Source organism: Aureimonas sp. SA4125 (assembly GCF_019973775.1).
Classification (GTDB): Bacteria; Pseudomonadota; Alphaproteobacteria; order Rhizobiales; family Rhizobiaceae; genus Plantimonas.
In genome coordinates, this window is sequence record NZ_AP025032.1 from 3511465 (window position 1) to 3523783 (window position 12319).

Consider the following 12319-nt stretch of genomic DNA (forward strand, 5'->3'; position numbering starts at 1 on the left):
TCGGAGAAAACCGATATGCCCGATGACGTGCCGACAGGCGAACTGACCATGCGCGTGCCGGCCATGCCGGCCGACGCCAACGCCGCCGGCGACGTCTTCGGCGGCTGGGTGATCGCGCAGATGGACCTTGCTGCGGGCCTTCGCGGCGCCGACCGCGCGGCCGGCCGCGTTGCCACCGTCGCGGTCAATGCGCTCGTCTTCAAGAAGCCGGTGAAGATCGGCGACACGTTGTCGGTCTATTCGACGATCCAGAAGGTCGGCCGCACCTCGATCACCATCCTGATCGAAGCCTGGGCTCAGCGCCACCTGACCCGCGAGGTGGTGAAGGTCACCGAGGGGATCTTCGTCATGGTCGCCCTCGACAGGTCGGGGCAGCCCGTGGCGATCCCGGCGGAGTAGCAGCCCGGGGAGCATGCCCCTTCCGCGCCGTCACAGCGCGGCGGCGATCGCCCTTCCGATTGCGGCGATGGTGGCGTTGCGCTCGTCAAGATCGGCTTCGGTTTGCGTGATGTAGACCGCGATGAAGAGGGGCTGCCGGCCGATCGGCCAGATGACGGCAATATCGTTCGCCGTGCCGTAGTCGCCCGTTCCGGTCTTGTCGCCGATGCGCCATTCCTTGGGCATTCCTGCGCGAAGCCTGGAATCGCCGGTCTTGCTGGCCACCATCCAGGCGGCCAGTTGCTGCCGCGACGCTGCGGAAAGGGTCCCGCCGGCAAGAAGCGCATGCAGGCTTGTCACCATGCCGGCCGGCGTCGTCGTGTCGCGGGGGTCGCCCGGCGTTGCTTCGTTCAGTTCGGTTTCGATGCGATCGAGCCGCGTGCCGGCGTCGCCAAGGCTGCGCGCGAAATCCGTGACGCCGGCCGGCCCGCCGATGCTGCCGAGGATCAGATTGCCAGCCGTGTTGTCGCTGAGTGTCAGGGCGGCGGCACAGATGTCGGAGAGGGTCATTCCCTCGCCGCCGACATGGTTCTTCGTCACGGGCGAATAAGAGACGAGATCGTCGGACTGGAAGCGGATCCGCCGGCTGAGATCCTCCATGCCCGCATCGACACGGGCAAGCAGCGCGCCACAGGCGACGACCTTGAACGTGCTGCACATCGGAAAGCGCTCATCGGCCCGGTGCTGCCACCGCCTCCCGGTCTGGCTGTCGAGAGCACAGACTCCCAGCCGGGCCTGAAGAGACCGCTCTGCCTCGGCGAGCATGGCGGCGATGTCGCCGTCGCCGCCCGTGGCGGCCAAAGCACGCGGGGGTCCGCAAAGCGCCGTCCCGGCCAGCGAGGTCGCCATCAGCGTGGAGAATTCGCGTCGTGTCAGCATTGTCCGGCCTTCCTGCACAGGCCCGACTGGCGGATTTCCGCAGGGGCCAAATATTTCTATTGGATCGAGGCGTGCGCTCCCGTCCAGGGCCCGCCACATGACACAGGCGAGACGATTTTCTGAAGCATTTTCAATTGCTTCTTCTCGCTGCCATGAGAACTTAGAGGGATTGGACGAGGCCCACAAACGACGTTATCTCGCGGGAGATACAAATTGAGCTGGGGCATCATGGTCCGACCTTACCTTCCGCTAAATGCGCTGAGAGCGTTCGAGGCCTCCGCCCGTCATCTCAGCTTCACCCGCGCCGCGATCGAGCTTCGTGTCACGCAGGCCGCCGTCAGCCATCAGGTGAAGGCGCTCGAGCAAAGGCTCGGCACCGTCCTGTTCAAGCGCCTGCCGCGCGGGCTGATGATCACCGCGGAGGGCGAGGCCGTCCTGCCGGAGATCCGCGATGCCTTCGACCGGATGGCCGGCGCCCTCGGTCGCTTCGATGGCGGTCATCGAAGCGAGGTCTTGATGCTGGGCGCCGTCGGCACCATTGCCGTCGGCTGGTTGCTGCCCCGCCTTGGCGGCTTTCGCGCGCAGCATCCGCATGTCGATTTGCGGCTTTCCACCAACAACAATCGCGTCGACCTGGCCGCGGAAGGTCTCGACTATGCCATCCGCTTCGGCAACGGCGCCTGGCAGGGCACGGACGCGACGCCCCTGTTCGAGGCGCCGCTGTCGGTCCTCTGCCAGCCATCCATCGGGGCAACCCTGCACCGGCCGGAGGACGTGCTGCGCCAGACGCTGCTGCGATCCTATCGCGCCGAGGAGTGGGCGAACTGGCTTGCCGCCGCCGGCGTCGCCGGGCCTGTGCCCGTCGTCGGCACGCTCACATTCGACTCCTCGCTGGCGATGATGGAGGCGGCCCTTCAGGGTGCCGGCCTCGCTCTTTGCCCCCCGAAAATGTTCGCAAGGCAGATCGCGCTGGGCCTGCTGGCCCAGCCTTTCGACATCACGACATCCATGGGCAGCTACTGGCTGACCCGCCTCCAGTCGCGCGAAGAGACACCAGCGATGTCAGCCTTCCGGAACTGGCTCATGGCGGAGGTCACATCGGAGTTCTCGCAGGCGGGCGCTGAAACCTCGGCCAATTGAGGCACCCAACGCGCAAGCCCGCAAGGCGAGGGTTTCCCGCGGCGCCGCGGTCCTGGCGGGCATGCTCGGGCAACCGGCGGCAGCCGGACCCGGCTACTTGCAGACCGAGCGACGCCTTTTGCGCGTGTCGAGATGCAGATGGTCGGCGTGGTCCTCGTTGTAGCCCGGGCCGAGCACGGTACCGAAATAGCGGCAGGCGCTTTCGCGAACCTTCTTCTGGAAGGCCTTCTCGCTGAACTCGAAGAAGCCTTTCTTCTCGATCTCCACCGTCTTGCCGCCGGCGAAAGCGAAGCCATGCACGTCGAGGGCGCTGCCGGTGGCATGCTCGCTGATCGAACCGGAGCCGGCGATGCGCGAACAGCGGTAGGACGACGCGTTGATCAGCGCCGTCGGCTTGCGGAGCAGCTTCCAGCGCGCCGCCGGCGTCACCTCTTCCTTCATCCACTGCGCCACGCGCAGCGCCGTCATGCAGTTCAGCGTCGCGGCAGGGCGCATGGCGACACCCGGCGAGATGCCCGAGACCTTGACGGGATAGTCGATGCCGCAGCGGCGGCTGGAGCGCACCGACGTCGCGTCGACGAAGCGGACGCCGAGCTTCTGCAGGGCGCGCCGGCACATCGTCTCGGACTGCGGCATCGCCTGGTAGCCGCTCGGCGTGTCGTCCTCCAACGCTCCGCGGCCGATCGGCGTGTCGCCGTCCTCGGCCGAGCGACGGCGGGACAGTCCCGCCGGCTCAAGCGCGGCATAGGTCGTGCGCGGCCGCGTCTCCCTGCGCGGCGGCGGAACTGCGCCCGGCGTCACGACCTTCAACCCGTCCCACGGATCCGGACCGACCTCCCCCGCCGCGCCAAAGCGTGCGGCGTCGGGCGTCGATGGCTCGGCCTCGATATCGACCGGATCGGCCAGCGGTGGCAGTTCAGCACCGTCGGGCGGCGTATCGACCCACATCGCCTCTTCCGGATCGGCTGCGGGCGGCAGGTCCGCTCCATGGGGTTGCCCATCGACGGGCACGATCGGTTCCGGATCGGAGGCGTCGACGGGCCTGTAGAGCTGGCGGGCAGGACGCTCCGAGCCATCCTCCATGGGCGCCGGTGCGGCGCTCTCGATCGGGTTCGACGCGATGGCCTCCTCGTGTCCGGCATGCGGCTCCGGGGCTTCGGTCGCGCTCGGCATCGGCGCATCGTCGTCGTTCGACATCCCCGTACCACCTGCATCCGGAAGTGTCGGCTCGATCGCTTCGGGATACGGTCGCGTCGGCGGGCTCGACGCCGGCTGGTACGGGTCCTCGACCGGGGCATAGCCGGTCGGTGCCGGCCTTTGGTGATCGACGACGGAGGGGCTCGGCACGTAGACCGGCACCTCGCCGGGGCGCGGCTCGACAGGAACGGGACCGCCCCACATCAGCCGCGGCGCGACGCCGCCCGTCGTGAACGGGATGTCGGCAGGGGGCAACGGCTCGTTGCGCCAGTCATTCGCCCAGGCCGCCGACATGGCGCCGGCCACCACACACACGGCTGCGGGCGCAATGAGGCGCCATCCGACACTAAGCATACCCATGGTCGGCCTCTGATGGTCCGCGACACGCAGGCGGACGAAGCCCAGAATAGGCATGCGGTGGTAAGCGATTGCTGAAGATCGGCACCCGTCAGGGTAAAGGTATCGTCTTGCGCCCTGCTGTCCCGCGACTGCGCGGAACGCCCGCCTCCGCGGTGCGACGAGCTCGGCAAGGGGGAAGAAACCGCCGGCCAGACACGCGTTCCGGCCCACCCTGCCGTCACCAGTCGTGTCGGACAGTGGTCCCGTCAGGCACACGTCCAGCCATGCGCCGCTCCGTCCAAGGCCTCGTCCAAGGCCCCCGGCCAGAAACATGGCGCGGAAATCAAGGGCGGCAGTCAGCCGCTCGTGCCCGCGCCCCTCGAAGCGCCAAGCCGAGCGTCGCCATCACCCCTTGCCGAAGACCATTATCTCCTGCCGAAGCCATTATCCCCTGCCGAAGCCATTATCCCCTGCCGAAGCCATTACCTCCTGCCGAAGACAGGGAGCCGGCGAAGAACTCGTCCCAGTTGCTTTCTTGCCCCGGACAGCAGTTTCCCTCGACGTCCAGGCGTCGGCGCTGCCGGTGGAAAGCGCCGTCGCAAGGGCACCGGGCGGGGTGGCGATGCGAACGGCCCCAGTCTGCCGACAGCCGCCCGCACGGGCGGCCGTTGCTTGTTCGGGCTCGCGCCTTAGGCTGCGGCAGAGGCCCGCGGCTTGGCCGCGACAGCCAGTCCGATGGCCTGCGACAGATAGCCGAGCAACGAGCCGACGATCATCGACACCGCAACATTGAGAAACGGATTGTCGACGAGGGTCACGGCGTAGAGCGTTCCGAGCTTTCCGGCGAGCAGCGCATAGGCGGCGACACAGGCAAAGCCGTAAACGGTCGAGGGAATGGACGCGAACAGCGGCAGATTGGCCGCCAGGACCATGATCGCCGCGCCGATGCCGACGCAAAGTCCCGCCGCCACGGGAACACCGAGACCGTTCGCCAGCGAGGTGGTGCCGACCAGCGCCAGCCAGCCGACGAAAGCGCCGAGAAGGTGTGCCGGGATATTGGTCTTCAAGGCGGCGCTCGTCCCGCCGGAGTGATAGAAGGCCGCCCATGCGACGAAGGCGGCCCAGATCTGCAATGCGAGCCCCGCGGCAGGGCCCACGAAGGCCCATGTGGCCAAGCCTCCGAGGATTCCGATGCTGAGGGCGAGTGCTGTCAGAATTGGCATGTCATTTTCCTCCCTAACGCCTCCGTTGGCGGAAAAATGGTGCCCTGCCCGCCGCGACACGCCGCGGGCAATTCTTCCAGTCGAGGCTGCACTAACTCTACACTGATTTCGGCAGGAACAACAGATAAACCGCGATAGAAATGCTTTACCAAAGGTGTAATATGCGCTTGACACATTCACCTATTCTTTTGCATTGCACAAAATCGGCGAAAAACTCCGCAGCGTAAGAAGGAGATATACGGGGATCTGCATGAACAGTGGCAGCCCCTTGTCGCCGGCGGTTGGAGGCAGGCGCTCCCCGGACGCCGTCATCGGAAGACGCGGCTGGCCGGTTTCACCGCGCCTTCTCGCCCAATTTGGAACCCCCCAGGACATCACGGCCATCGAGCAGCTCTATGGCGCTCATCCCAGGCGGACGGGTCCTCAGGCCATCCTGCAGACGAAACACTCCGTACGACTGCGCGAGCCGGCCGGCCCAGAGGGCCAAGGCTCGCATCGTCGATGTACCACCCCGCTCGGCGAGAGTGGCATTCTTGCAGTTTTCGATCGTCGTCATTGTCTTGCTCCGGCCTCGTGAGGCAGAAGGATCCAAGCCCGTTTCGGCCCGCCGTTCCAATCGAACCTTGATCACCATGCATAAGGCAGCTCAATGTCTCGAAATCTCCCTCCGCTGGCGGCCGTCAGGGTTTTCGAAGCCGCGGCGCGGCACGGCAATTTCACCCGCGCTGCCAGCGAGCTCGGGATGACGCAGGCCTCGGTCAGCTATCAGATCAAGATCCTGGAGGAACGCGTCGGGGCGCCCCTGTTCGTCCGCCGGCCGCGCGATGTGGTGCTGACAGGAGCCGGGCATCTCCTGGCACAGGCCGCCGGCGAGGCCCTCGACCAACTGGCGGCGGCCTTTGCCGACGCGAAGGGGCAGACCTCGGGCGTGCTGTCGCTCAGCGTCTTCCAGACTTTTGCCTCGGCCTGGCTGGTCGAACGGATCGGCGGCTTCCAAGTCGAGCATCCCGGCCTCGCCGTCCGACTCGACACCAGCGTTGCCGTCGTCGACCTCGCACGCGAGGACGTCGACATCGCCGTCCGGGCCGGCAAGGGAGACTGGCCGGGACTTACCTGCCATCTGCTCGTCCCCGGCCAGTTCACGCCGATGATGAGCCCCGCCCTCGCCGCCCGGCTCGACCGGGACGCCGGACCCGGCGACCTCTTGCGCCTGCCACTGATCAGCCCGGCCTATCGCTGGTGGGACAGCTGGTTTGCGGCCGCGGGCGTCAGCCGCCCGCACGCGGACAGCGGCATCGCCAGCGATCTCGGCGCCCAGGATCTGGAGGCACGCGTCGCCCTCGCCGGCCAGGGGGTCGCCATGCTGAACCCGATCTTCTTCGCCGCGGAACTCGCTTCCGGGGATCTGGTGCAGCCCTTTGATCTCGTCTGCAAAGACAGCCACGACTATTGGCTCTGCTACCGCACGGCCCGCCGGACCGTTCCGAAGATCCAGGCATTTCGCAACTGGATCCTGCGCGAGATCGCCGCGGCCCCGGAAAGCTGAACGCGGCTCCGCCGGTCCGTTGCCGGCGTGCGGAACATTCCGGCAACCCCTTCTCGAATCCCCCGGCTTTCCCCATATTGGGGCCATGGCCGATCCCAAGCAGAAATCCCCGCGGCGCTCGCCGATCCTCGACTTCTCCGACGCCTCCGAGCGTCTCGCCCCCGGCTTCGGCGAGGCGCCGCAGGCGGAATTCGACGGGGCGCCGCTCGGCGGGCCCATCTCCGGCTGGGCCGACGAGATCGCCCGCCAGGCGGAGGTCGAATCCGAGCGCGCCGCCGACAGCGGCACCGTCTCTGCCGAGATCCGTCCGCAGGAGGACAGACCGGCCAGGAAACCCCGTGCCGCGAAGACGGAAAAGCCCGGCAAGGCGGACGGCGCGGCCAAACCCGGCCGCTCGTCCCGCGGCACCTCGATGGGCGGCACCACCGACCCCAAGCGCCGCGCCGCCGCGGGCCTCAATCCCGTCGCCGGCATGGATATCAGCCTGGAGGATGCCGCCGCGCTGCCGGAGGGCGGCGTTACCGCCACCGTCGAGGCGCTGTCGCGGCTGATCTCCGAGGGCAACCCGCTGATCAAGAACGGCGAGGTCTGGCTGCCGCACCGGCCGGCCCGGCCCGAGAAGTCGGAAGGCGGCGTGCCGTTCCGGATCAAGTCCGACTTCGAGCCCGCCGGCGACCAGCCGACGGCGATCGCCGACCTCGTCTCCGGCATCAGGGAGCACGACCAGACGCAGGTCCTCCTCGGCGTCACCGGTTCCGGCAAGACCTTCACCGTCGCCAAGGTGATCGAGGCGACGCAGCGCCCGGCGCTGATCCTCGCGCCGAACAAGACGCTCGCCGCCCAGCTCTACGGCGAGTTCAAGAACTTCTTCCCCGACAACGCGGTGGAGTATTTCGTCTCCTATTACGACTACTACCAGCCCGAGGCCTATGTGCCGCGTTCGGACACCTTCATCGAGAAGGAATCCTCGATCAACGAGCAGATCGACCGGATGCGCCACGCCGCCACCCGCTCGCTGCTCGAGCGCGACGACGTCATCATCGTCGCCTCGGTGTCCTGCATCTACGGTATCGGCTCGGTCGAGACCTATACGGCGATGACCTTCCAGATGGCGGTGGGCGACCGGCTCGACCAGCGCCAGCTGCTCGCCGACCTCGTCGCCCAGCAGTACAAGCGACGCGACATGGATTTCGTCCGCGGCTCGTTCCGGGTGCGCGGCGACACGATCGAGATCTTTCCGGCGCATCTGGAGGACCGGGCCTGGCGCATCTCGATGTTCGGCGACGAAATCGAGACCATCCAGGAATTCGACCCGCTCACAGGCGCCAAGACCGACGACCTGAAGAGCGTCAAGATCTACGCCTCCTCGCACTACGTCACCCCCAGGCCGACGCTGCAGCAGGCAGTGAAGCTGATCAAGATCGAGCTGAAGCAGCGGCTGGAGGAGCTGCAGCGCGCCGGCCGTCTGCTCGAGGCGCAGCGGCTGGAGCAGCGCGTCACCTTCGACGTCGAGATGATCGAGGCGACAGGCTCCTGCGCCGGCATCGAGAACTATTCGCGCTACCTTACCGGCCGCCAGCCCGGCCACCCGCCGCCGACGCTGTTCGAATACCTGCCCGACAACGCCCTCGTCTTCATCGACGAGAGCCATGTCACCATCCCCCAGATCGGGGCCATGTACCGCGGCGACTTCAGGCGCAAGGCGACGCTGGCGGAATACGGGTTCCGCCTGCCCTCCTGCATGGACAACCGGCCGCTGCGCTTCGAGGAGTGGAACGCCATGCGGCCGCAGACCGTCGCCGTCTCGGCGACGCCGGGCGCCTGGGAGATGGAGGATGCCGGCGGCGTCTTCGCCGAGCAGGTGATCCGCCCGACCGGCCTCACCGATCCGCCGATCGAGATCCGCCCGGCGCGCAGCCAGGTCGACGACCTCCTCGGCGAGATCCGCGAGACCGTCGCCAAGGGCTATCGCGTCCTCGTCACGGTGCTGACCAAGCGCATGGCCGAGGATCTGACCGAATACCTGCATGAGCACGGCGTGCGCGTGCGCTACATGCATTCCGACATCGAGACGCTGGAGCGGATCGAGATCATCCGCGACCTCCGCCTTGGCGCCTTCGACGTGCTCGTCGGCATCAACCTCCTGCGCGAGGGCCTCGACATCCCGGAATGCGGCCTCGTCGCCATTCTCGACGCCGACAAGGAAGGCTTCCTGCGTTCGGAGACCTCGCTGATCCAGACCATCGGCCGCGCCGCGCGCAATGTCGACGGCAAGGTGATCCTCTATGCCGACCGCACCACCGGCTCGATGGAGCGGGCGATCGCCGAGACCAACCGGCGCCGCGACAAGCAGGAGGCCTACAACACCGAGCACGGCATCACGCCGGCGAGCGTCAAGGCGCACATCGCCGACATTCTCGACAGCTATTACGAGAAGGACCATGTCCGCGTGCCCACCGGCGGCCTTGTCGCCGAAGGCGCCATGGTCGGCAACAATCTCAAGAGCCACCTCGAATACCTGCAGAAGGAAATGCGCGACGCCGCCGCCAATCTCGACTTCGAGACCGCCGCGCGCCTGCGCGACGAGGTCAAGCGGCTGCAGGCGACGGAGCTCGCCATCGGCAACGACCCACTTGCCCGCGATCTCGAACTCGAAGGCCCGTCCTCGGGGCGCACCAAGCATGGCGGCAAGCTGAAGGGCCCGCAGGGCCCGGCGCTCGCGCCCGGCTCCGTCGGCACATTCGAGCGCACCGGCCCGTCGCTGATCAAGGCCGCCAAGGCGAAGGAGGCCGAGGTAAAGCCCTCCTACTTCCAGAAGCCGGGGATCGACGACATGGGACCGGGCACCGACACGGCCATCCCCTTGCGCGATCCCCTGTTCCGCAAGAACAGCCTCGACGAGATGACCGTCGGCCGCACCGAGAAGCCGCTGCCAAAAGGCCCCTTGCCGAAGAAGCCGGTGCACGCCTCGCAGACAGCGCCCGACTCCCCCGCCCCGATCCGGCGGGAGAAGATCGGCATCGGCTCGTATGAGGATCCGGGCGATGCCAAGCGCAAGGGCGGACGGAGAACGGGGAAGACGGGACGGCCGGGGCGGTGAGGCCCCGCCGTCATTGATCCATAGAAATTGGGGGAGCGGCAAACGGGATTGGGCGGCACTTCCGGAGAACTATTGGGTGCCGAAGGATGTCCTCATATCGGCTGCAAGGTCACCGTTGGAATGCGACCTTGCCGTTTGGGCAGCGCCTTGGACTGCAGCGACGAACGCTGCCGCTATCTTTGCAGCCTCCGCCGACTGGCCTACTCCGCGCCCATCGGATTGCTCGTCGCCTCGGCTTTCTCACGCCAGGAATCGTTTGGCTGGATCGGCTTGTTGATCTCGGTCAGACAGCTCGAGAGCAGCAGCGAGGACAGAATGACGAGGAGGAGTTTCATGATGGGTCCTTCGGCAATAGCGTGATCGGCATCTCGGTGCAGGAGCACGGGCGCCGCGGCGAATGTAAGATGCGTCTTACACCGAAGCGATCCGGCCTGCGAGAATGCCAGGATCCCTTGACTCCAATCTCCTCACAAATGCGCCGTCGGCTAATCCTTCACCGGCATCACGTCGCCTTTGTTCAGCGCCTGCACCAGCGCGGCGATGCGGGCCGCGCCGTCGGCCGCCGTCGTGCAGACGACGACGTTCATCGCGCCCTTTTCCATCCACAGCGCCAACGGCACCTCGCCGGCGGCGCCGGTGTCGTAGCGTTTTTCGACGTATTTTCGGTCGGCGGCGAGTTTTGCCGCCTCGGCGATGGTCCAGGTCTTCGGCGTCACCTTGCCGGCGAGGTCCGGCTTCAGCATCACGAGCTTCTGGCCGAGCCAGGCCTCGATCTCCTTCCACGGCATGCCTTTCCGCCGCAGCAGGTCGGAGGTCGGGACGACGCGCTTCCCCTGCATGTGAGGCGCTGCGGCGTGGAGGCAGGAGAGGCCTTCCGGCGGGCAGGCGGTGCCGGCGCAGTCGAAACGGCGGCCCTTGTCCATGGTCGCATCGGCCGGGGGGCCGGATGTCCAGCCCGGGATGATCTCCTGCGCGTTGGCCGGCGAGAGCATGAGAGCGAGGGTAAGGCCGAGGGCGAAGTTTCGAAACATGGGGTCACTCCAGTAGCGCTTTTCGCCTTCTAGCGCAGCGGGCTCGCCCAAGGCTGGAACGATGTGGGGAGAATGCAGCGCTCCTTCTGGCCCGGACAACAAAAAGCCTCCCCGCCCGAAAGCGGAGAGGCTCGATCGCGGCCCGGACGGGGCCGATCTGTCTTACTTGGCCATGTCGGCGCCGGCACCCGTGCCCTGGCCGCCCGTCGTCGTCGAGTCGACACCGCCGACCGAAGTCGTCGCGGAAGCGTTCGCGCCAGCCGTGGCTGCATCCTTCGGCATATCCGGGGTCATGCTGCCCGTGGCCATGTTGTCGTCCGAAGTGCCCTCGGGAAGGATAACGGCGCCACTGGCGTTCGCGCCGGCTCCGGTGCCCTGACCACCGATCGTGGTCGAATCGACGCCATTCGGCGAGGTCGTCTCGGAAGCGTTGGCACCCGTGGTGGCGCCCTGGGTCGTCGTGGCTTGAGCGAAGGCGACGGTGCTGATCAGCGAAAAGCCGGCGGCGAGAATGATCTTCTTCATAATGAAATCCTTGACTGTTGCCGGCTCCCGGCCGGCTCGGCTCCGTTGTGCGGAGTATGAAAGCACAACAGGTCGAGCCCGCATCCGTTCCGCAAAAACGGCCCGAGCCGGCCCATAGGCCGTGACATCATCGTGATGAATAAATTGAGGGATTCCCGGTTGCGTGACAGTGGCGCGGCACCATGCGCGTCTACGCGTAGTATTGATTGGTTGCAGTGCGGCAAAGCTCGCCCGGCCGTTGCTCTTGCGTCGGCGCTTTGGCTGTCCTAAAAAATACATGTTCGGGCATTTGCTGACCCGGAGACTGGTTAGACGTTCCTTGCCGTGGGTGTCCCCGCGGACCAGCCGAATTCGGTTTACCGCATCCGGCCACTGCACGACTTCGACCCTTTCGCCGATACGACGTGAACTTCCGAAACCGCCGACGCCCTCTTCCGAGGACGTCAATTTTGTTCGGAAGATGCCATCAGGCCGTCTTTCGAGTCGATCGGGAGGCCTGAGTGCCGCCACGATCGTACACTGAAAGGGTAATCCCATGAGCCAGACCGGCACCGTCAAGTTTTTCAACGCCTCCAAGGGCTTCGGCTTCGTCACGCCGGAAGGCGGCGCGAAGGACGTGTTCCTTCACGTGACCGCGCTCGAGCGCGCGGGCATGTCCTCCATCGAGGACGGCGCGAAGATCACTTTTGACGTCGAGCCCGACACCCGCGGCAAGGGCCCGAAGGCCGTCAACGTCCAGCGCGCCTGAGGCAGGGTGCCGGAGGGTCATACCTCCGAGGCACGTTCGCTCATGATATTGGAAAGGGCTCGCCTTGCGGCGGGCCCTTTTTGCTTCGCGGCTTTGGCCGCCTCCATCGGTGGCCGCCTCCATCGGTCGGGCCCTTCGACGAAGCATGGACGA

The 12319-nt window shown here is 66.6% G+C and carries 12 protein-coding genes; 5 read left to right on the plus strand and 7 right to left on the minus strand.

Annotated features, from left to right (window positions below; genetic code table 11):
* The first annotated feature begins 15 nt into the window (after positions 1-15).
* A complete protein-coding gene (locus Sa4125_RS16610) occupies positions 16-399 on the plus strand; it encodes an acyl-CoA thioesterase (protein ID WP_223999646.1) in 384 nt (127 codons plus the stop codon).
* A 30-nt stretch (positions 400-429) separates the two neighbouring features.
* Here the strand turns inward: Sa4125_RS16610 and bla are convergent, their stop codons facing one another.
* Positions 430-1317 carry a class A beta-lactamase gene (gene bla / locus Sa4125_RS16615; RefSeq protein ID WP_223999647.1) on the minus strand — a complete coding sequence of 296 codons (888 nt, stop codon included), beginning with the start codon at positions 1315-1317 and terminating at the stop codon, positions 430-432.
* Between the two features lie 228 nt (positions 1318-1545).
* On the opposite strand from bla, the gene Sa4125_RS16620 reads away from it, so the two are divergent.
* Positions 1546-2457: a LysR family transcriptional regulator gene (locus tag Sa4125_RS16620; protein WP_224007871.1), complete on the plus strand. Its 912-nt coding sequence runs from the start codon at positions 1546-1548 to the stop codon at positions 2455-2457.
* 93 nt (positions 2458-2550) lie between these two features.
* On the opposite strand, the gene Sa4125_RS16625 is transcribed toward Sa4125_RS16620, so the two are convergent.
* The 3 genes from Sa4125_RS16625 to Sa4125_RS16635 all read right to left on the minus strand — a co-directional run bounded on the left by Sa4125_RS16625 (position 2551) and on the right by Sa4125_RS16635 (position 5772).
* Positions 2551-4014: an extensin family protein gene (locus Sa4125_RS16625; RefSeq protein WP_223999650.1), complete on the minus strand. Its 1464-nt coding sequence runs from the start codon at positions 4012-4014 to the stop codon at positions 2551-2553.
* Positions 4015-4682: 668 nt separating this feature from the next.
* The gene (locus tag Sa4125_RS16630; protein WP_223999651.1) at positions 4683-5216 is read right to left on the minus strand and encodes a DUF1097 domain-containing protein; all 534 of its coding nucleotides are present in this window, start codon (positions 5214-5216) and stop codon (positions 4683-4685) included.
* 334 nt (positions 5217-5550) lie between these two features.
* Positions 5551-5772, minus strand: coding sequence for a hypothetical protein (locus Sa4125_RS16635; RefSeq protein WP_223999652.1), 222 nt, complete (start codon positions 5770-5772; stop codon positions 5551-5553).
* 93 nt (positions 5773-5865) lie between these two features.
* Between Sa4125_RS16635 and Sa4125_RS16640 the strand changes: the two genes are divergently transcribed.
* Entirely contained in the window at positions 5866-6762 is an 897-nt protein-coding gene (locus Sa4125_RS16640) for a LysR substrate-binding domain-containing protein (RefSeq protein ID WP_223999653.1), read from the plus strand.
* 85 nt (positions 6763-6847) lie between these two features.
* On the plus strand, positions 6848-9862 hold the full coding sequence (gene uvrB / locus Sa4125_RS16645) for an excinuclease ABC subunit UvrB (RefSeq protein ID WP_223999654.1): 3015 nt from the start codon (positions 6848-6850) through the stop codon (positions 9860-9862).
* 200 nt (positions 9863-10062) lie between these two features.
* Here uvrB and Sa4125_RS24235 read toward each other — a convergent pair whose 3' ends face one another.
* The 3 genes from Sa4125_RS24235 to Sa4125_RS16655 all read right to left on the minus strand — a co-directional run bounded on the left by Sa4125_RS24235 (position 10063) and on the right by Sa4125_RS16655 (position 11418).
* Positions 10063-10197, minus strand: a complete 135-nt coding sequence (locus tag Sa4125_RS24235; RefSeq protein WP_267461339.1) for a hypothetical protein — start codon at positions 10195-10197, stop codon at positions 10063-10065.
* Between the two features lie 150 nt (positions 10198-10347).
* Positions 10348-10893 (minus strand): hypothetical protein, encoded by a 546-nt coding sequence (locus tag Sa4125_RS16650; protein WP_223999655.1) that lies wholly within the window; start codon positions 10891-10893, stop codon positions 10348-10350.
* A 162-nt stretch (positions 10894-11055) separates the two neighbouring features.
* A complete protein-coding gene (locus tag Sa4125_RS16655) occupies positions 11056-11418 on the minus strand; it encodes a hypothetical protein (protein ID WP_223999656.1) in 363 nt (120 codons plus the stop codon).
* 535 nt (positions 11419-11953) lie between these two features.
* On the opposite strand from Sa4125_RS16655, the gene Sa4125_RS16660 reads away from it, so the two are divergent.
* Positions 11954-12166, plus strand: coding sequence for a cold-shock protein (locus tag Sa4125_RS16660; RefSeq protein WP_056507579.1), 213 nt, complete (start codon positions 11954-11956; stop codon positions 12164-12166).
* The last annotated feature ends 153 nt before the right edge of the window (positions 12167-12319 follow it).